Genomic DNA, 19,340 nt, shown 5'->3' on the forward strand with positions numbered 1-19,340 from the left:
TGGTCTCCGCGTAACAGGGCTGAATGTAGGACTGGTACTCCCAGCCCCCCGCGCAAACCTTCTGGGCGTCCGGAATGCTCGTGTTGTGGTCCCATGCGATTTGGGCAGGCGTACAAGTGCTCGTTGTTGTGAGTCCCAATGGGGCGGCAGTTGATTGTGGTGCCGGTTCAACTTCCTCGTGGAGAGGACCGTCTCCGCAGGCTGTGAACCATATCCCTGCGAGTGCCAGGAGGATGTGTCTTGGTGCGGTGGTACTTCTTTGTTTTGCGCTCACGTTGTCAGCTCTTTGTCTTGGAAATGAGTGCGGTGGGCTGCGAGTGGTGTTTGTTGGGGTGATTCTTTTGGTGGGTTGAGCGGGCAGGCGCCTACCCGGCTTACGCGTCAGACGAGTCTGGCCGTCACGAGTCGCTGAAGGGCGCCGCACGGAAGCCTTGCCTGGATGCGGCGGGGCTCGACGCGGAGGTCAGGGAGCCCTGTGGCGCATTCGCTGTGTCGCGTTGACCGGGGAGGCGAATTGGGGACGACGTCAGTGCGTATTTGTAGGTCGGTTGAAGTGGAACCCACGGTTGATGCGAATGCCGTGCCTTGTTGGGCCGTGCTGCCCGCTCACACTGGGGGCGGAAGTCCTGCCGCGACGGCTCCGAATCCGATTCTTCTTCGAACTTTCCCTTGGCATTGATGGGGCAGCTTCGATGCGCTGTGCCAGCGACTTGAGGATCGGGTGAACGGGAGCACGCCTTCGCTGGATCGCCGTCTCTCCGGGCGGACGGGAGTCCAAGTGAAGAGACCCAGGAAATCCCCGTTACTGAACTTGATTCGAAAGCCGCTTGACGCGTTCCTCGCCCCCTGGGCGGGCGCCCCCACGAAGGGAAGGGGACGCAGGCCGGGGGCGGCCCTTCGTCGTGCTTGACTCGCTCCGCTTGGGTGGGCGAGGCCCGCTTGAGGAGCACCCAATGCGGCAGCGGGCATGCGACCTTATTCCCCCGAGGCCCGCCGGCGCAGGTAATCTCCCCCGCGCACATGGCTTACGACGACTTCAAGAAGCGTATCCGCGACGACTGGCGCGACACCCTGCGTTCCATCCTGGGGCGCGCCCGCTCCCTGGGCTCCTCCGCCGTGCTGGCGTTCGACCTGGACTCCACCCTGTTCGACAACCGGCCCCGGCAGGCCCGCATCCTCCGGGAGTATGGTGTCGCCCGTTCGCTGGCCGTGCTGGCCGCCTGCGAGCCGCGCCACTGGGTGACGGGCTGGGACATGAAGGAGGCCATGCGCGCCTGCGGCCTGGAGGACGCCCTGGTGGAGTCCCACTTCGCCGAAGCCCGCCGCTTCTGGGCCGAGCGCTTCTTCACCAGCGACTACTGCGTGGACGACGAGGCCATCGACGGCGCGGCCAGCTTCACCCACGAAGTGGTGGCCACCGGCGCGAGGCTCGTCTACGTCACGGGCCGCCATGAGGCCATGCGGGAAGGCTCCGTCTCCTGCATGCGCCGTCACGGCCTGGCGCTGCCGGATGACGACCGCGTGCTCCTCGTGATGAAGCCCACGCTGGCCGAGGACGACGACGCCTTCAAGCGGGAGGCGCACGCGCGGCTGGGCCGCCTGGGGAGCGTGGTGGCTGCATTCGACAATGAGCCCACGCACGCGAACGACTACCGGCGGAAGTTTCCAGAGGCCACCGTCATCCACCTGGCCACGGACCATTCGGGCCGGCCGGTGGAGTTGCTGGATGGCGTCATTTCCGTCCCGCACTTCGCGCTGGGTTCCTGACGCACTGCGCCTGAAATAGACCTGGCGTGGACGGGGCTTGAAAGGCTTTGAAGTCCCACTGCCGCGCGGCTATTGAGTCGCTCGGCGTTTGCCGCCCCGGGAGTTCCGTGGGCGGCCAGCATGGAGGCATTCCGCAGTGGCCAGCCCGTACTCAAAAGAACTGCTGTTGGACATGTACCGGAAGATGTACCTCATCCGTCGCTTCGAGGAGCGCGCGGGTCAGCAGTACACGCTGGGGAAGATTGCCGGTTTCTGCCACCTCTACATCGGCCAGGAGGCCGTGGCGGTGGGACCGGTGGAGGCCCTGCGACCGGATGACTACATGCTCAGTGCGTATCGTGACCACGGCCAGCCGCTGGCCCGTGGCAGCGACGCGGGCATGGTCATGGCCGAGCTGATGGGCCGGGACACCGGCTACAGCAAGGGCAAGGGCGGCTCGATGCACATCTTCGACATCGAGCATCACTTCTACGGCGGCTACGGCATCGTCGGCGGCCAGATTCCCCTGGCGGCGGGCATGGCCTTCGCCAGCCGTTATCGCAACGAGGACCGCGTCACCGTCTGCTACTTCGGCGACGCGGCGGCCAGCCAGGGGGCCCTCCACGAGACGTTCAACATGGCGTCCAAGTGGAAGCTCCCGGTCATCTACATCTGCGAGAACAACCGCTACGGGATGGGCACGGCCATTTCCCGCATCGCGGCGGTGCCGGAGATCTACAAGCGCGCCAGCGCCTACGACATGCGCGGCGAGCCGGTGGACGGCATGGACGTGCTGGCCATGTACGAGGCCGTCAAGGACGCCGCCGAGTACTGCCGCGCCGGCAAGGGCCCCGTGCTGCTGGAGGCCAACACGTACCGCTTCCGCGGCCACTCGATGGCCGACCCCGCCACCTACCGCACCAAGCAGGAGGTGGAGGACGAGCGCAAGGGCGACCCGATTCCGAAGCTGCGCGCCTACATCCTGAAGCAGGGGCTGGCCCAGGACGACGTCTTCGAGTCCATCGAAGCGGAGGTCAATGCGCAGGTGGACCAGGCGGTGAAGTTCGCCGATGAGTCGCCCGAGCCCAGCCTGGACGAACTGTGGCGCGACACCATCGTGGAGGAGGGCGAGGAGGACGTGCGCCCCCGCGAGCGCGTGCTGGGGAAGAAGGTGAACTGGCCGACGTACCCCAGTGGCCAGGAGCTGAAGGTGACGTGGGACCTGGAGCCGCGCGAGCAGGCCGAGGCGGCCGACAAGAAGGCGGGCCTCATCCGCTAGGCGCGCGCTGACCTGTCTACCAACCCTTTTTCGAGTTCGAGTCGGAGCCGACGATGCCCGAGTTGATGTACCGCGAGGCGCTGAACCAAGCGCTCGCCGAGGAAATGGAACGCGACGCCAACGTCTATCTGATTGGCGAGGAAGTGGGCCGTTACAACGGCGCCTTCAAGGTGTCGCAGGGACTGCTGGACAAGTTCGGGAGCGCGCGCATCATCGACGCGCCCATCGCCGAGCTGGGCTTCACCGGCCTGAGCGTGGGCGCGGCCATGGTGGGCTTGCGCCCCGTGGTGGAGATGATGACCTGGAACTTCGCGATTCTCGCGATGGACCAGATCGTCAACAACGCGGCCAAGCTGCGGCACATGTCCGGTGGCCAACTGCGCTGCCCCATCGTGTTCCGCGGTCCGGGCGGCGCTGGCGGCCGGTTGTCCAGCCAGCACAGCCAGGCGCTGGAGGCCAACTACGCGCACTTCCCGGGTCTGAAGGTGATTGCGCCCGCCACGCCCGCGGATGCCAAGGGCATGCTCAAGGCTGCCATCCGGGACGAGAACCCGGTGATCATGTTCGAGGGCGAGCGGCTCTACGCCATCAAGGGTGAGGTGCCGGAAGGCGAGCACGTCGTGCCGCTCGGCAAGGCGGACGTGAAGCGCGAGGGCTCCGACGTCACCATCATCACCTGGAGCCGCATGTATTACTTCTGCATGCAGGCGGCCGAGGAGTTGGCGAAGGAGGGCATCAGCGCGGAGGTCCTGGACCTGCGCACGCTGCGGCCCCTGGATGAGGAGGCCATCCTGGCGAGCGTGCGCAAGACGAACCGCGCCGTCATCGTGGAGGAGGGCTGGGGGCTCGCCGGCGTGGGCGCGTCCGTGGTGGATATCATCCAGTCGAAGGCGTTCGACGACCTGGACGCGCCGGTGGAGCGCGTCACGGGCCTGGACGTCAACATGTCCTATGCAGCGAACCTGGAGAACGCGACCCAGCCGGACGCACCGAAGATCATCGCCGCGGTGAAGAAGGTGCTGTACCGCGAGGGAGCTTGAACGCGTATGGCCATTCCCATCCAGATGCCGAGCCTGTCCCCGACGATGACGGAGGGGAAGATCGTCAAGTGGCTCAAGAAGCAAGGGGACAAGGTGTCCTCCGGCGATGCCGTGGCCGAGGTGGAGACGGACAAGTCCAACCTCGAAATCGAAGCCTATGACGACGGGTACCTGCTGCAGGTGCTCGTCGGCGAGGGCGAGATGGCCAAGGTGGGCGCGCCCATCGCCTATATTGGTGCGAAGGGTGAGAAGGTGGGGGCCGGCAAGCAGGCCGCGCCCGCCGCCGCGCCTCCTGAGCAGAAGCCCCAGCCGGCGCCCGCGGCCCCGCGCCGCAGGCCGCCGCGAAGCCCGCATCGTCGGGCGGCGGCGACAACCGCATCGCCATCCAGATGCCGAGCCTGTCCCCGACGATGACGGAGGGGAAGATCGTCAAGTGGCTCAAGAAGCAGGGGGACAAGGTGTCCTCCGGCGATGCCGTGGCCGAGGTGGAGACGGACAAGTCCAACCTCGAAATCGAGGCCTACGACAACGGCACCCTGGCGGAGATCGTCGTCGGAGAGAACCAGATGGCGAAGGTGGGGGCGCCCATCGCGTACCTCACCGTGAAGGGCGCCAAGGCGGCCCCGGCCGCTCCGGCGGCGCAGCCCAAGGCGCCTGCTCCGGCTCCCGAGAAGCCGGCGGCGGCGAAGCCCGCGGCGGCTCCGGCCCAGGCGGGTGGCCGGCGTCTCCGCGCCAGCCCCGTGGCGAAGAGAATCGCTCGCGAGAAGGGTCTGGACCTCACCCAGGTGAGTGGCTCGGGTCCATCTGGCCGCGTGGTGAAGCGCGACATCGAGGAGGCGCTCGCGCGTGGACCGGCGGCGGTTCCTGCCGCGAAGAAGGCCCCGGCCGCGCAGCCCGCTCCGGGCGTGCGTCCCGAGCCGACCGTGCTCCCCCTCACGTCCATGCGCAAGGTCATCGCGCAGCGGATGACGGAGGTGAAGCCCGGCGTGCCTCACTTCTACCTCACCATCGAGGTGGACATGGAGGCGGCGTCGAAGGTGCGCGAAGAGGCGAAGGCGATGGACCTCAAGGTCTCCGTCAACGACCTCATCGTGAAGGCCGTGGCCATGGCGGTGCGCCGCTACCCGAAGATCAACGTCTCGCTGCAGGGCGACAAGGTCGTCCAGTTCCACAGTGTGGACGTGGGCATCGCGGTGGCGCTGGAGGAAGGCCTCATCACGCCCATCCTCCGGGATGCGGACCAGAAGGGCCTGCAGGCCATCGCGTCGGGCGTGCGTGAGCTGGCCGAGCGCGCTCGCAAGCGCGCCCTCAAGCCGGAGGAGTACACCGGCGGCTCCATCACCGTCAGCAACCTGGGCATGTACGGCATCGACCAGTTCGTCGCCGTCATCAACCCGCCGCAGGCCTCCATCCTCGCGGTGGGTGCCGTCTCCGAGAAGGCGGTGGTGCGCGATGGTCAGCTGGCGGTCCGGAAGATGATGACGGCGACGCTGTCGTGCGATCACCGCGTCATCGACGGTGCCATTGGCGCCGAGTTCCTGCGCGAGCTGCGCGGGCTGCTCGAGCACCCCACGCGGCTGCTGTTCTAGGCCGTCCGGTTGCCCCGCTCCGCGTGCCCGTCCTGGGGCGCGCGAGGGCGGGGCAGGGCCCGGATGGGCCCTTGTTACTTGCGCGTCGGCTCCTTGCGGCCGTGCGCCTCCTGCTCCAGCTTGCGCTGAGTCTGCGTCACGCTTGCCTGGCGCTCGCGTGACGTTCCGGTCGGCAGCTCATTCTCCTCATCGTCCGAGCGACCGCGGATGCCGGGCCAGGGCTCTGGGTGCGTGCCCTCCACATGCTCGATGCGCTCCGCATAGCCGTTGTTTCCGGCTGCGTTGTGCTTCGTCTCCTCGGATTTACCCTTGTTGTCCGCCATGATGTGTCCTCCCAAGCAGGTGCCATCCGGCACACTTCGTGGGGGTAACGGTGGGACGTGTGCCGCGTGCTGACCACCCACAAGCGGGTTGCGTGGCTCGTCCCCCCGCCTGCTCCACGAGCGCGAAAAAAGGTCGGCGGCCGGGGGCGTTCGCTGCTTAACTTGCTTCCAATGAACGACGACATGACACGCGAACGGCTTGCCCAGGGTGTGTCGGAGTTGGAGTCGCGCGGAGGCCCGCCGCTGCCGCTGGCGGAGTCGCTGCACAAGGCGCTCGACGGCGCCGTCTTTCCGCTGTCCGCGCGGCAGTTGACCTGGGTGGCCCGTGAGAACGAGGCCCCGGCCCTGGTGCTCTCGCTCCTGGGTTCGCTTCCCCGGGCCAGCTTCGGCTCCGTGGACGCGGTGGCCCGGGCGCTGGAAGGCGACCTGGAGGCCACGGTTCCGCAACAGTCGGCTTCTTCGCGCTGACACGACCCCGGGACGGAGAGGGCTTCTCCGGAAGGCGCGACGCGTCAGGCGTTTGCCCTATCCTGGTGGTGCGCGCGGTACCCAGCAGATCGCGAAGGGGGTGAGGCGCTATCCTAGGCCCTACCAGCCTGGCCCCCTTCATGGGACGCTGGCCAGGAGGAGCGTCATGAACCCGTCTGAACTCCCCGCGGTCCTCTACGTCGACGATGACGCGCTGAACCTCCGGGTCTTCGACGCGAACTTCGGGCAGCGCTTCCGCATCTTCCGCAGCTCCTCGCCCAGCGAGGCGTTGGCGCTCCTGGAGCAGCGCCGGGGCGAGATTGGCGTCATCCTCTCCGACCAGCGGATGCCGGGCATGACGGGCGTGGAGCTGCTGGAGCGGGCGCGCACGATTGCTCCGGACGCCAAGCGCATGCTCGTCACGGCCTACGCGGACATGCAGGCCGTCATCGACGCCGTCAACCGCGGCCAGGTGACGCGCTACTTCGTCAAGCCGTGGGACCGGACGGAGCTCCAGGCCGCACTCGATGATGCGCTCAAGATTGCCCGGCTGGAGCTGCGCATCCGCGAGGTGGAAGGGCGCATGATGAAGTCAGAGCGTCTGGCCACCCTGGGACAGGTGACGGCGGGCATCGCGCACGAGCTGATGGGGCCGGTGGGCTACCTGTCGCAGAACGTGGCGTCGCTGCAGCGCGACCTGGGCAGCGTCATCCAGTACGTGTCGAGGCACCTGCAGACGGACCCCGACCCCGCCGTGGCGGAGACGGTGGAGGACCTGCCCGCCCTCATCAAGGACCTGGCGGACGGCGCCGAGCACCTGCGGCAGGTGGCGCTGGGGCTGCGAGCCCAGGCCCGCGGTGAGGACCTGGAGGCCACGGCGGACGTCGCGGAAGTGGTGTCCTTCGCAGTGAAGCTGGCGCGCGCCGAGGTGCGGGAGCGGGCGCGGCTGACGAGCAACGGCGAGCCCGTGCGCGTCACCTTCGGCCCGGTGAAGCTGTGCCAGGTGCTGCTCAACCTCATCGTCAACGCGGCGCAGGCCATGGGCACCACGGGACGTCCCGGGCGCATCGAGGTCCGGTGGACGACGACTCCCGAGGACGTGGTGCTCACGGTGGCGGACAACGGCTGCGGCATTTCCATGGAGCTGCAGGAGCGCGTCTTCCAGCCCATGTTCACCACCAAGCCCGTGGGCGTGGGAACCGGACTGGGCCTGTCCATCTGCCGGGAGCTCGTCACGCAGTTCGGCGGCAGCCTCCGGTTGTCCTCCACGCCAGGGGAGGGCACCGAAATCGAAATCACCCTCCGGCGAGCCCCGCTCCCCTGAGTCCGAAGGCGTTGCTGAGCATGCGCCACACGCGGTGCAGCGTCTGCGTCTCGGAGGGGCGGATGGCCTCCACCAGCACCGCGCGGCGCAGCGGGCCCTCCGCATTCTCTGGCGCGTACTCCACCACCAGCGCGTAACGGGGACCGGGGCGCTCCACCATGTGGACGGCCCGCACCGCGTCGAAGGGCACCACCGCCGCGCGGGTCGCGCCCGGTGACCAGGCCAGCTGCTCCAACCGCAAGGACTCGGTGCGGAAGTGCAGGACGAAGCGCCGGCGGCCCAGCCGGGACTCCAACTTGAGGGACAGACCCACCAGGGCCGCCGCGAGCAGGCCCAGGGCGAAGGCCGACGTCGTGCCTTCCCGGACGCCCACCAGGACGGCGGCGCCCACCGCGCACCCCAGCCCTACGCCGACGAGCAGTCCAGGCAGGGCACGCCGCTCCCAGGGCGGCGGTAGGGATTCGCCCACCAGCCGGCCGCCGTCATAACGCAGCCGCACGTCGCCCAGCCGCCCGGGTACCCGGTTGTCCTGCAATGCGTCTTGAAAGCTCGCCACACCTTCAGCATAGCGGGCCTCAAATGCGGGCTTCGTAGTTGGAAGTGAGCTGTGCGAATCTCCGCGGCCATGGAGTTCCCGTTCGAAACCGGTGAGGGTGAAGGAGGGGAAGGGGGGACGCTCGCCTCGACGGTGCTGGTGGTGGATGACGAGCCCGTCGTGCTGGACATCTGTGCCCGCCTTCTGGAGCGAGATGCCGACCTGGTGGTGACGCTGGCCGCGAGCGCGGAGGACGCCCTCCCGCTGCTGGCCGAGCAGCGCTTCGACGTCCTCGTGACGGACAAGAACCTGCCCGGCATGGGCGGCGTGGAGCTCATCGCCGAGGCGCGCCGTCTCCAGCCGTCCCTGGAAGCGGTGATGATTACCGGCTACGCCAGCTCCGAAAGCGTCGTCGCCGCCTTCGCCGCGGGCGCCAGTGACTACATCCTCAAGCCTTTTGACGACCTGCGGGTGCTGCGCGCCAAGGTGCGCGCAGCCCTGGAGCGCAGGACGGCGGGCCTGCTCGTGCGGGAGCAGGCCCGGGAGGTGGCCCGCGAGGCTGCGGCCCTCCTGGCCTCCGGGCAGGACGCGCCGGAGCTCGCCTACGAAGCCCTGGAGGCGGAGCTGCGAGCCTACGAGGAAGCGGTGCGCCTGGGCCTCAATGGCCGCGTGGCCGTCGTGGGCAGCGCGAATACCGTCACCGTTCTTCAGGACGCTGGCTTCGAGGCGGTGGAGCTGCCGCCCTACGCCCCCGAACTGGAGCGCGCGGACGTCGTCATCGTGGAGACGGGCGACCCCCAGTGGCGCACGCTGGCCGAGCGCCTCCAGCGCAGACCGCCCGACGTGCTGCTGCTCGCCAGCCCCCAGGCAGACCTGGGGGATTTGCTGGAGGCGATTACGCTGCGCATGGACCTGGTGGGCTTCGGCACCAGCCAGGGCGCCGTCGCGCTGCCGGAGAAGGTGCGCATGTTGCTGCTGCGCCGGGGCGTGCAGCGGGCGCAAGATCGGCTCGCCGCGGCGCTCGCCGCCTTCCGGCAGAGCATCGCCGCGCCGTTGCCCTGAAGGACCCCGCAGAATCGTGAGCAGGAACGCGCGGGCCGCGCCTCGAAAGAGGCGCCGGGCCCCGCAGAGCGCCATCTCGCGCCACCAGCAACTGGCCCGCAAAGCGAAGCGCCCACCTTCTTTTCAGAAGGTGGGCGTCTCAGTGTGACCCTGCCGGGATTCGAACCCGAGTTTGAGCCGTGAGAGGGCTCCGTCCTAACCGCTAGACGACAGGGCCGATACTTGTTTCAACCGCCGCTAACTACCCGCGATTTCTACCTTTTTTCGTCTGCCCTCGTCAACCCTTTTGTTTCGTCCTGCTCAGGTTGCTTCGGACCAACGCGTACTGCAACTGCGGAACTACGAGCTGGGGAACTAGGATTCGAACCTAGATAAGCAGAGTCAGAGTCTGCTGTCCTGCCGTTAGACGATTCCCCAAGGACCTGCTCGACCGCGGCGCTTCTCTACCAATACCACTTCGGGACTGCAACAACTTCGGTGCGACGTTTACTTCTTCCTGCTCTTCGTCGTCTCCGGCTTCTTGGCGGGCCTGGCTGCCTGCTGGGTCGGGACGATGTAGATGCGAACTTCGTCGTTCGCCTCGTAAATGTTCAGCCCCGCGAAGTTCTTCCCCGAGGGGTTGCTGATGTGAACCGCCTTGACGCCCGGCTGGTTCACGATCTGCCGGCGGGGGTAACCGCTCGTCGAGTAGACCGCGCGGTAGTACTCCAGCGTGCCATCGAAATCCCTGGGCGACCGGTAGCGATTCTCACCGACCCGCTTGGACCCATCCGGCAACTGCGCGCCATTGACGACTTCGGCGCCCGCTGAAACCGCCCAGAGCGCCACCAGCGCCGCTCCGAGCGGGCGCGCCTTATAGAAACCGCGTTTCAGGCTGTCAAGGGCACGCATCATGGGTCCGAAAGATAGGGGCCTGCGCTGCGGACGTCCACCGCTACCTGCGCTTGACAGCTCAACCGCGCGTCAGCGCCGCGTCGATGCGCAGCAGGGATTCGTCGCGGCCTACCAGCACCAGCGTCTCGCCGATGCCCGGGCTGGTGGTGTTGCCGGTGAGTGCCACGCGGATGGGCTGCGCCACCTTGCCCATGCCGACGCTGGAGGCCTCGCTCACCTGCTTCACCACGCCGTCCAGCGCCTCCACCGACCACTCCGGCAGCGCGGCGAGCGTCTCACGCACCTTGCGCAGCAGGTTGAGGGACTCTCCGGAGAGATGCTTGGTGGCGGCCTTCTCGTCCAGGGTGATGCCGGAGCGGAAGTAGACGTTGGCCGCGGTGGTGGCGATGTCTTCCAGGGTGTTGGAGCGCTCGCGCAGCGTGCGCACCAGCGTCTCCAGCCGCGGGTCGCCCTTCGCCTGGATGCCCTTCGCCTCCAGGAAGGGGAGCAGCCGCTCCACCACGGTCTCCACCGGCAGCTGCTTCATCCACTGCTGGTTGAGCCACAGCAGCTTCTCCGGGTTCCACACGCCGGAGGTGGTGCCCACGTCGCTGAAGTCGAACCACTCGAGCATCTGCTCGCGGCTGATGACCTCGTCGTTGCCGTGGCTCCAGCCCAGGCGGATGACGAAGTTGAGCAGCGCCTCCGGCATGACGCCGTTGCGCTTGTGCACCATCACGTCCGCTTCCGGGTGCTTGCGCTTGGACAGCTTCTCGCGGTCCGGGCCCAGGATGAGCGGCAGGTGGGCGAAGTCGGGCGGCGTCCACCCCAGCGCCTGGTACAGCATGAGCTGCGGGAAGGTGGAGTTGACGTGCTCCTGGCCGCGCGCGACCAGGGTGATGTCCATCAGGTGGTCATCAATGACACACCCGAAGTTGTACACGGGGATGCCGTCCGCCCGCATCATGACCCAGTCATCCAGGTCGCTGTGCGTCTTGGTGATGGTGCCCAGCGCCTTGTCGGTGAAGGACACGGAGCCGTCGCCCGCGGGCATCTTGAAGCGGATGACGGCGTCCGCGGCGTTGCGGCCGGCGGGGGGCTCGGTCCGCTCGCGGCAGGTGCCCGGGTACTTGAACGCGCCGCCCGCCTTCTCCGCCACCTGCCGCTGCGCGTCGAGCTCCTCCTTCGTGCAGTAGCACCGGTAGGCCTTGCCCTCGGCGATGAGCTGGTCGGCGTGCTTGCGGTAGGTGTCCAGCCGCTGCATCTGGAAGTAGGGGGCGTAGGGGCCTTCCTTGCCGGGGCCCTCATCCCAGTCGATGCCCAGCCAGTTCAGTCCGTCCAGGATGGCCTGCACCGACTCCGGGGTGGAGCGGCCCTGGTCCGTGTCCTCCATGCGAAGGACGAAGGTGCCGCCCTGGCGCCGCGCCTGGAGAAAATTCATCAGCGCCGTACGGGCACCGCCAATGTGAAGGTAACCGGTAGGCGAGGGAGCGAAGCGGACGCGAAGGGCAGGAGGCATACGGGCGCGCGGATTAGCAGGGCGAGGATGGAGGGTCAACGCGGAGGGGCATTCCTGGAGTAAGTTGGATGGCCAGGGAGAACTCGTATGTCGATTCGTCAGGTAGTTCGCACGTTGCTCCTGGCTGTCCTCCTGGTGGGCGTGCCCGCGACCGCCACCACCCAGCTCCGCGTGGACCTGTCCGGGCTCGCGGTAGGCGCGGACACCGTGGTCCACGGGGTCGTCCGGCGCGTGGAGAGCCGCTGGAGCGGCGACAAGATGCGCATCCTCACCGACGTCGAAATCCAGGTGACGGAGTCGCTCAAGGGCCAGCCTGGGAGCACGGTGCTCGTCACCCAGCCCGGGGGCCGCATGGGGGACATTGGCCAGGTGGTGCACGGCCTGGCGTCCTTCACGCCGGGCGAGGAGGTGGTGGTCTTCCTGCAGAAGCGCGGCCCCCGTGCCTTCCGCGTCTCCGACATGGCGCAGGGGAAGTTCCAGGTGAAGCGTGAGGGAAAGACGGCGCTGGCCGTCCCAGAGCCCACCGAGTCGCAGCTGTTGGACCCCGTCACCCGAAAGCCTGCCGCGTCCACGCTCCAGTCCATGACGCTGGTGGAGCTGAAGGCCGCCATCCGTGAAGCCCTTGGGGAGCAGACGCCGTGATGCCGCTCGCGCCCCTGATGTTGGCCCTGACCCTGGGCCAGGTGGACCCCTACGTCCGCAGCCGTGTCGATGCGGGTGACACGGGCACGCAGTGCCTCTACTGGACGTCCCATCGCATCGTCTGGAACCAGAGCACCTACGGCAACCCGGACACGGCGGGCGACTCCGAGTTCGACGCGATTCGCGCCTCCTTCCAGAGCTGGCAGAACATTTTCGCCGAGTGCGGCAACCTCACGTTGGTGGAAGGCCCGCGCGTGGACGAACGCCAGGTGGGCTACCGGCGCCAGGGAACCAATACCAACCTGGTGCTGTTCCGGACCCGGGACTGCAACTCCGTGGTGCCCGAGAGCGATGCGTGCTGGGCCGACGACACGTGTGCCAACACGCATGACTGCTGGGATGACGACGACAACACCATCGCCATCACCCTCACCACGTACGACGAGCGCTCGGGCATCATCTACGACTCGGACATCTCCTTCAACGCGGCGCGCTTCTCCTTCACGACGGCGAACGGCGGCACGTGCTTCCCGCCGGTGACGACCCAGTGCGTTGCCACCGACGTGCAGAACACCGCCACGCACGAGGTCGGCCACCTCATCGGTCTGGACCACACGCGCGCCACCGGCTCCACCATGAACCCCAGCGCGCCGCCGGGAGAGGTGTCCAAGCGCGTGGTGGACTCGGGCTCGCGCGGCTTCGTCTGTGACGCCTACCCCCAGGGGCAGGCCAGCCAGTCGTGCCTCCACCCGGTGACGTCCATCGAACTGGGGCCCAAGGCTGGAGGCTGCTCCGCGGCGGGGCCGGGTGGGGCGCTGTCGCTGGTGGCCGTCTGGTCGCTGTGGCTGGCGCGCCGCCGCCGCCGCGAGGAGGCGGTCCGGTGAGGAAGGCGCTGGCGCTCGCGGCCGCGTGCTGGCCACCTCCGCTCAAGCGCAGATGGAGGAGGAGCCGGCCTACCGCCGCACCGTGGTGCCCAGGCACCCGCTGTGCCTGGTGTGGCCGGTGCGTGAGTATGTCTACCACCTGGATGCGGCGGGCAGCGCGCGCACGCCTGGGGACTCCGAGGTGGCGGCCATCGAGGCGTCCTTCGACTCGTGGCGGAACGTCTCCGACGGGTGCAGCGACTACCGGTTCACCCGGGGCGAGGACTGGCGAGCGCCCATCGCCGTGGGCTACGACGAGACGCGTCCCCGGGACAACTACAACATCATCACGTTCCGGGAGACGTCGTGCCACGAGGTTGCCCCGGCGGATGATGCGTGCTGGACCGAAGAGACGTGCGGCAACGTCTACCAGTGCTGGGAGCATCCGCCTGGGACCATCGGCCTCACCACGTCCACGTTCTCCTATCGGGACGGGCGGGTGTTGGACTCGGACATCGAGCTGAACGCGTCCCAGCCGGCACAGGGCTACGGCTTCCTCTTCACCACGGTGGACTCACCGGTGTGTGAACGCGAGCCCTCGGTGGACTGCGTGGCCACGGACATCCAGAACACCATGACGCACGAGATTGGCCACGTGGTGGGGCTGGACCATGTCTTCGTCCCGGGCACCACCATGGAGGCCACCGCGCCGCCGGGGGAGACGCGCAAGCGTGTCATCGACTCGGGGTCGGCCGCCGGGTTCTGTGACATCTACCCGCGTCACCTGCCGCCCACCCAGTGTTTCGTGCGGGAGGGGGCGGGGTTTGCGTTGAAGGCGGACGGCCGGGGCAGCGGCTGCGCGGCGGCGCCGGGACCGGTAGCGCTGGGGCTGGGGCTGGCCGCGCTCGTCCTGACGCGTGTGCGGCGGCGTGCGGTCCGTGCTGCGGCGTCCCTATGGCGGGATGAAAGGTCCTGGCGTGGCCGTCGCATTCTTTGACCTGGACAAGACGCTCATCGCCGCCAACTCGGGCTCGCTGTGGATTCGCCGCGAGCTCGAGCTGGGGCACATCTCCCGCTTCCAGGCGTTGCGCGCCAGCCTCTGGATTGCGCGCTACCACCTGGGCTTCGTGTCCATGCAGGACGCCGTCGCGCGCGCGATTGCCCAGCTCGCCGGTACGCCCGCGAAGCCGCTCCAGGAGCGCACCGCCGTGTTCTACGCGGAGCAGGTGCGGCCGCTCTATCGGCCCGGGGCTTGGGCCGTGCTGGACGCGCACCGGCGTGCCGGGGAGCGGCTCGTCCTGCTGACGTCGTCCACGGGCTACCTGTCGGAGCTGGTGGCGCGGGAGCTGGGACTGGACGCGGTGCTGTGCAACCGCTTCGAGGTCGATGGCGCGGGCCTCCACACCGGACGCGCCCTGGGCACCATCTGCTTCGGCGAGGGCAAGCGCGTCTGTGCCGAGGCCTATGTGCGCGAGGCGGGCGTGGCACTGTCGGCATGCGCCTTCTACACCGATTCGTATTCGGACCTGTCGGTGATGGAGGTGGTGGGGCGGCCCGTGGCCGTCCACCCGGACCACCGGCTGCGGCGCCACGCCCGGAAGCGGGGCTGGCCGGTGGTGGACTGGGGCGTGCCGCCCGGCGGCGATGTGCCGGCCGTTCCCCCGCGCCTCCCGTGGTGCCCTCCACCGGACCCTGATGCGCGCTGGGTCCAGCGGGGGCGGTCAGGGATGCAGCCTCAGCGGCGCGGTGCCACCAGGCGCATGCTGAAGGTGTAGTCCACGTTCACCGGGTAGCCCTTGTAGACGATGGGCTTGTAGGTCCGGGACGTGAGGGCATCGAGCACCGCGCGCTCCATGTGGGCCACGGACTTGATGGTCCGGCACTTCTCCACGCGGCCCTTCTGGGTGATGGTGCAGCGGACAATCATCACGCCGCTCGACTTCGCGGCCATCGCTTCGCGCGTGTAGATGATGTCCTTGCCCTGGTCGATCATCTCCGGGCGAGGCATGTCCTCGTTGTAGGGGAGCACGTCGCCTCGCGCGGAGGCCACCGCCGCGGTGGGGAGGACCGGCAGCGCGAGCCCGGTCGCCGAGCCCTTGGCCGGAGCCGCGTCGGCCGCCGCGGCCGTGGCGCCACCGACGGCCGCCGCGACAGGGAGCTCCGTGGCGGGCGAGGCCGTGGGGGCGAGCATCACCGGCGCGGACATGCCGCCCGGCGTGGCCACCGGCTCGACTTCCTCCGCCGTCTCGTCCGCGCTCACGGAGGCCACCTCGACGTGCCGGCTGCCGCCCGCGCCGCCCCGGCGCTTCTGCAGCTTCTGCGACAGCACCACCTCGCCAGTACCGCCCGTGACGACGGTCTCCATCTGGTAGCCCTCCATCGCGAAGGTCAGCTCCACCGTGACGGAGCCATCCTGTCCCGACGGAATCTCCAGGGTGAAGGGCGTGACGCCTCGCTCCTTGCCCCGGTAGAAGACGCGGGCGCCGGAGGGCTGGCTCATCAGCTTGAAGCGGACCTTGCCCGCGTTCGCGGCGGCAGCGGGTTCGGCGGCCGGCTCCGCGGCGGGCGCGGCGGCGACAGGCGCCGGGGCCTCCGCCTGGGGCGCGGGGGCCGGTGGTGCCGCTTCCTTGTTCGACATGAAGAACACCGCGCCGCCCGCGATGAGGCCCGCCACCACGAGGCCTCCCAGGCCACCCGTGAGCAGCGTGCGCTGCCGGGCGCGCTTGACGTCCCGGGGCACCTCCACGCTGATGTCCACCGCCAGCGTGTCACCGGATTCGGTGTTGTTGCCCACGTTGGAGAACAGCGCGGGGGACGGGTAGGGGCCCGTCGTCGTCGCGCCGCCGGGCCGCTTGAAGATGCCGCTGTTGCCGCCCGCGGCCATGCTCGCTTCGCGCAGGCCCTCCAGCAACTCGTCCATCGTCTGGTAGCGCCGCGCCGGGTCCTTCTCCAGGCAGCGGCGGACCACCGCCTCGATTTCCGGCGGGATGTGGAGGTCCGGCCGCACCTGCTGGAAGGTGGGTGGGGCTTCCTTGTAGTGGGCGAAGATGAGCTCGATGTGGTCGCGCGCGATGAACGGCGGACGCCCCATCAGCATCTGGAAGAGCACGATGCCCAGCGAGTACACGTCGCTGCGCGCGTCGGTGGCGTTGCGCGCCTGCTCGGGCGCCATGTACTGCGGCGAGCCCAGGAACGTGCCGTTCTGGGTGATTTCAGGAGAGATCTGCCCCTCCTGGGGGGCCGCCACCGACTTCACCAGGCCGAAGTCCAGCACCTTGACCAGGTCCTGATCCTGCTCGTTGAGGAGCATGATGTTGGCCGGCTTCAGGTCGCGGTGGATGATGCCCTGGCTGTGCGCCTCGCGCAGCGAGCGGCAGATCTGCTGGGTGATGGCGATGGCGCGAGACCACGCCAGCGGGCCGACCTGCCCCAGCACCTGGGCCAGCGTCCGGCCGTCCAGGTACTCCATGGCGATGTAGAAGATGCCGTCGTCCGTCTGCCCGTAGTCGATGACGGTGACGGTGTTGGGATGGCGCAGCTTGGACGTCAGCGACGCCTCGCGCAGGAAGCGCTTCTGGAAACCAGGGTCCCGGCTGCTGGGGAAGCTGGGGTTGAGTACCTTGAGCGCCACCACGCGCTCGAGCGGCGCCTGCAGGGCCCGGTAGACCTTGCCCATGCCCCCGATGCCCAACGGTTCCAGGATGCTGAAGCGGCCGTTCAGATTCCGCCCGATGAGCGGATCCGCGCCCGTTCCAGTGGGTGCCTCGGGATTCGGCGAGTCGCCCTTGATCATTCGTAGCCCCAGACTGCAAGCAACATCGGTTCTCCAGAAGTGTCGCCGCACTTCATCAAACCATACCTGCCGAGCGCTACGCACCAGTGGGCTGTCCGATCCAGCACGTCTGATGCCTTCCGTTGCCGCCATCACTCGCCAATCGTGTGAGAGTGAATGCCGGTTAGCCCGCATTGACGCTTCTTTGTCGGACAGACTAGCGTGCTCCAATCCCGCGCTTCAGTGACAGGCGGGAGTTCCCCTGATGGCAGACACACCAGACAATTCCGTGGTCGCGCAGTCGCGCCGTCTCTCTGTCGAGGAGCGGCTGAGTCAGCTCGAGGAGGAGCAGGCCCAGCTGCGCCAGGAGCTGGCGTCGCTGGCGGGCGAGCTGCGACTTCCAGGGATGTACCTGGCGGTGGACGCGGCGGGGACCAGTGCGCTGATGGACGCGGAGACGGTGCAGGAGGTGGTGCGGCTGGTGGAGCTGGAGCCGCTGCCCGGGGCGCCCGCGCACGTGGCGGGGACCTTCGTCTACCGGGGCAGCCCGGCCGTCGTCGTGGACCTGGCGGCGCTCCTGGGGGTGAAGCGGGAGGCCTCCTGGATGCGCACCTGGTCGTCTGCGGCGGCGGTGCGCGGACGGTGGCCGTGCTGGTGGACCGCGTGCGCGACCTGGTGGAGTCCCCGGTGCTGGTGGACGGGACGCCGGATGGGACGTCGCCGCTGCCGTGGGATGCCAGCGGGCTGATGGCGGGGCTGTGCCGGACGCCCGAAGGCGTGCGCCCGTTGCTTCGGACGGCCGCGGTGCTCGTGGGGCCGGAGGCGCCGTGAGCGAGGGCGTGCTCGACGACGCGACGCTGGCCCGGGTCGAGGACGTCCTCCAGTCGGCCTGTGGGGTGACGTTGGCGCGCAGCCTGCGCCGCTCGCTGGAGACGGCGCTGGGGCGGGCCGCGCGGTCGCGAGGCCTGGAGCCCGACGCCTTCCTGCGCAAGCTGCTGGTGCGCGAGGCCGCGGCGGTGGAGTGCTTCATCGAGCACGCCGTCATTGGCGAGACGTACTTCTTCCGTCACCCGGAGCACCTGCGCACCCTGGCGCGTCTGGCACAGGCGCACCCGGCCCCGTGCTTCCAGGTGTGGAGCGCGGGCTGCGCCAGCGGCGAGGAGCCCTACAGCATCGCCATGGCCTTGATGGCGGAGGGCTTGCCCGAAGGCCGCTTCCGCGTCCTGGCGACGGACGTGTCGGGCCGGGCGCTCCAGCGCGCGCGGGAGGGCGTGTACGGCCCGTGGTCCCTGCGCCGCATCGAGCCGGAGCAGGAGAAGCGCTTCCTGGTCGCCAACGGCGACGACTACGCCGTCATCCCCCAGGTCCGGCACGCCGTGGAGTTCCGGCGCCACAATCTGGCCGTGGATCCGCCGCCCTTCATGGGCCTGGGCGCCATCTTCTGCCGAAACGTGCTCATCTACTTCCCGACGGAGCTCGCGCGGGAGGTGCTGAAGCGCTTCATCTCCGCGCTGGCACCCGGTGGGCTGCTCTTCGTCTCTCCGGCGGAGGTGCCGCTGACCAACGGCCTGGGGCTGGAGACGGTGGAGGCCGAGGGCAGCGTGGCGCTTCGGGTCCCCGCGCCGGGTGCGCCTCGCGCGGCGACGCCGGAGGCGCGGCTTCCTCGCCTGGGGATGGGCCGCAATCAGGTGGCCTCGCCGGTGCCTCCAGCCGGGTGGCCTCAGGCGCTGGACGATTCAAGGGCGCGCCGCGCGCGCGTGCCGGAGGGGCGTCCATCTCTGAGCGAGCCCGGGACGTCGCGCCCCGCGCGGGCCGCGCCAACGCCAGACGCCGCCACTCCGGCCGTGCCGCGGTCGGTGGCCGTGGATGCGCTCGCTGCCGAGGAGGTTCCTGCCCTGGAGCGCGCCATCATCGCGGCGCGTGCGGGACACTTCGAGGAGGCGGAGGCGCTGGCGCGCGAGGCCGCGAAGGCGCTCGTTCCCGAGGCGTACCTGCTGCTCTCCATGGTGGCCGAGGTTCGTGACGACCTGAACGGGGCCGTGGAAGCGGTTCGCAAGGCGCTGTACCTGGAGCCCCGGTTGGCGCTGGGGCACGCCACGCTGGTGGCCCTCTATGGGCGCATGGATCGGCCCGAGGACGCGGAGCGTGCGCGGCAGAACGCCCTGCGCGCGCTGGATGGACTGGATGATGAACACCCGCTGCGTGGGGTGGAGACGATGACGGCCGGCGGCCTGAGGCAGGCCCTGGCGCCAGTCGAGCAGGCTGGCTGGCTTGGAGTGCGCTGAGAGGCGCGCGCTCCGCACGA

General features: G+C 68.9%; 18 protein-coding genes, 2 tRNA genes and 1 pseudogene. 14 read left to right on the forward strand and 7 right to left on the reverse strand.

The window, feature by feature from the left end; genetic code table 11:
* Window positions 1-1,020: 1,020 nt before the first annotated feature.
* The 5 genes from QEG98_RS13920 (at window position 1,021) to QEG98_RS13940 (ending at window position 5,654) form a co-directional block, all read left to right on the forward strand.
* Window positions 1,021-1,767 (forward strand): hypothetical protein, encoded by a 747-nt coding sequence (locus QEG98_RS13920; RefSeq protein WP_316567049.1) that lies wholly within the window; start codon window positions 1,021-1,023, stop codon window positions 1,765-1,767.
* Window positions 1,768-1,903: 136 nt separating this feature from the next.
* Entirely contained in the window at window positions 1,904-3,025 is a 1,122-nt protein-coding gene (gene pdhA, locus QEG98_RS13925) for a pyruvate dehydrogenase (acetyl-transferring) E1 component subunit alpha (RefSeq protein ID WP_186817707.1), read from the forward strand.
* Window positions 3,026-3,078: 53 nt separating this feature from the next.
* Window positions 3,079-4,065, forward strand: coding sequence for a pyruvate dehydrogenase complex E1 component subunit beta (locus QEG98_RS13930; protein ID WP_090489083.1), 987 nt, complete (start codon window positions 3,079-3,081; stop codon window positions 4,063-4,065).
* 6 nt (window positions 4,066-4,071) lie between these two features.
* Window positions 4,072-4,479, forward strand: coding sequence for a biotin/lipoyl-containing protein (locus tag QEG98_RS13935; protein WP_316567050.1), 408 nt, complete (start codon window positions 4,072-4,074; stop codon window positions 4,477-4,479).
* Entirely contained in the window at window positions 4,455-5,654 is a 1,200-nt protein-coding gene (locus QEG98_RS13940; RefSeq protein WP_316567051.1) for a dihydrolipoamide acetyltransferase family protein, read from the forward strand. Before QEG98_RS13935 ends, QEG98_RS13940 begins: the two co-directional genes overlap by 25 nt.
* A 74-nt stretch (window positions 5,655-5,728) precedes the next feature.
* Here the strand turns inward: QEG98_RS13940 and QEG98_RS13945 are convergent, their stop codons facing one another.
* Window positions 5,729-5,977 (reverse strand): hypothetical protein, encoded by a 249-nt coding sequence (locus QEG98_RS13945; RefSeq protein ID WP_316567052.1) that lies wholly within the window; start codon window positions 5,975-5,977, stop codon window positions 5,729-5,731.
* Between the two features lie 183 nt (window positions 5,978-6,160).
* On the opposite strand from QEG98_RS13945, the gene QEG98_RS13950 reads away from it, so the two are divergent.
* Both QEG98_RS13950 and QEG98_RS13955 read left to right on the forward strand, forming a co-directional pair.
* Window positions 6,161-6,445, forward strand: a complete 285-nt coding sequence (locus QEG98_RS13950) for a DUF2795 domain-containing protein (RefSeq protein ID WP_090489077.1) — start codon at window positions 6,161-6,163, stop codon at window positions 6,443-6,445.
* Window positions 6,446-6,611: 166 nt separating this feature from the next.
* Window positions 6,612-7,769: a sensor histidine kinase gene (locus tag QEG98_RS13955; protein ID WP_090489075.1), complete on the forward strand. Its 1,158-nt coding sequence runs from the start codon at window positions 6,612-6,614 to the stop codon at window positions 7,767-7,769.
* On the opposite strand, the gene QEG98_RS13960 is transcribed toward QEG98_RS13955, so the two are convergent.
* Window positions 7,741-8,325 (reverse strand): hypothetical protein, encoded by a 585-nt coding sequence (locus tag QEG98_RS13960; RefSeq protein ID WP_316567053.1) that lies wholly within the window; start codon window positions 8,323-8,325, stop codon window positions 7,741-7,743. The genes QEG98_RS13955 and QEG98_RS13960 overlap by 29 nt on opposite strands.
* Before the next feature lie 69 nt (window positions 8,326-8,394).
* On the opposite strand from QEG98_RS13960, the gene QEG98_RS13965 reads away from it, so the two are divergent.
* The gene (locus QEG98_RS13965; protein WP_316567054.1) at window positions 8,395-9,366 is read left to right on the forward strand and encodes a response regulator; all 972 of its coding nucleotides are present in this window, start codon (window positions 8,395-8,397) and stop codon (window positions 9,364-9,366) included.
* A 145-nt stretch (window positions 9,367-9,511) separates the two neighbouring features.
* Here QEG98_RS13965 and QEG98_RS13970 read toward each other — a convergent pair.
* The 4 genes from QEG98_RS13970 to gltX all read right to left on the reverse strand — a co-directional run bounded on the left by QEG98_RS13970 (window position 9,512) and on the right by gltX (window position 11,758).
* Window positions 9,512-9,583 (reverse strand) — tRNA-Glu (locus QEG98_RS13970).
* Window positions 9,584-9,712: 129 nt separating this feature from the next.
* Window positions 9,713-9,783, reverse strand: a tRNA-Gln gene (locus QEG98_RS13975).
* A 69-nt stretch (window positions 9,784-9,852) separates the two neighbouring features.
* Window positions 9,853-10,260 carry a hypothetical protein gene (locus tag QEG98_RS13980; RefSeq protein ID WP_141589069.1) on the reverse strand — a complete coding sequence of 136 codons (408 nt, stop codon included), beginning with the start codon at window positions 10,258-10,260 and terminating at the stop codon, window positions 9,853-9,855.
* Between the two features lie 58 nt (window positions 10,261-10,318).
* Window positions 10,319-11,758, reverse strand: a complete 1,440-nt coding sequence (gene gltX, locus QEG98_RS13985) for a glutamate--tRNA ligase (protein ID WP_316567055.1) — start codon at window positions 11,756-11,758, stop codon at window positions 10,319-10,321.
* An 87-nt stretch (window positions 11,759-11,845) separates the two neighbouring features.
* Between gltX and QEG98_RS13990 the strand changes: the two genes are divergently transcribed.
* From QEG98_RS13990 to QEG98_RS14005, 4 genes are read left to right on the forward strand one after another with little or no spacing between them, the layout of a single operon-like run.
* A complete protein-coding gene (locus QEG98_RS13990; RefSeq protein ID WP_316567056.1) occupies window positions 11,846-12,400 on the forward strand; it encodes a hypothetical protein in 555 nt (184 codons plus the stop codon).
* Complete coding sequence (locus QEG98_RS13995) at window positions 12,397-13,284, forward strand: myxosortase-dependent metalloprotease, MXAN_2677/MXAN_2678 family (protein WP_316567057.1); 888 nt, start codon at window positions 12,397-12,399, stop codon at window positions 13,282-13,284. The genes QEG98_RS13990 and QEG98_RS13995 overlap by 4 nt, the downstream gene beginning before the upstream one ends.
* Window positions 13,285-13,309: 25 nt before the next feature.
* Window positions 13,310-14,260, forward strand: a complete 951-nt coding sequence (locus tag QEG98_RS14000; protein WP_316567058.1) for a myxosortase-dependent metalloprotease, MXAN_2677/MXAN_2678 family — start codon at window positions 13,310-13,312, stop codon at window positions 14,258-14,260.
* Window positions 14,241-15,038, forward strand: coding sequence for an HAD-IB family hydrolase (locus QEG98_RS14005; protein ID WP_316567059.1), 798 nt, complete (start codon window positions 14,241-14,243; stop codon window positions 15,036-15,038). The genes QEG98_RS14000 and QEG98_RS14005 overlap by 20 nt, the downstream gene beginning before the upstream one ends.
* Here the strand turns inward: QEG98_RS14005 and QEG98_RS14010 are convergent.
* Entirely contained in the window at window positions 14,999-17,056 is a 2,058-nt protein-coding gene (locus QEG98_RS14010; RefSeq protein ID WP_316567060.1) for a TonB family protein, read from the reverse strand. The two genes, QEG98_RS14005 and QEG98_RS14010, sit on opposite strands and share 40 nt — an antisense overlap.
* Before the next feature lie 244 nt (window positions 17,057-17,300).
* On the opposite strand from QEG98_RS14010, the pseudogene QEG98_RS14015 reads away from it, so the two are divergent.
* Both QEG98_RS14015 and QEG98_RS14020 read left to right on the forward strand, forming a co-directional pair.
* Window positions 17,301-17,866: pseudogene (locus tag QEG98_RS14015) on the forward strand (chemotaxis protein CheW).
* Window positions 17,863-19,320, forward strand: coding sequence for a CheR family methyltransferase (locus QEG98_RS14020; RefSeq protein WP_316567061.1), 1,458 nt, complete (start codon window positions 17,863-17,865; stop codon window positions 19,318-19,320). Before QEG98_RS14015 ends, QEG98_RS14020 begins: the two are co-directional and overlap by 4 nt.
* Window positions 19,321-19,340: the final 20 nt, after the last annotated feature.

This window comes from Myxococcus sp. MxC21-1 (assembly GCF_032612255.1).
GTDB classification, from domain to species: domain Bacteria; phylum Myxococcota; class Myxococcia; order Myxococcales; family Myxococcaceae; genus Myxococcus; species Myxococcus virescens.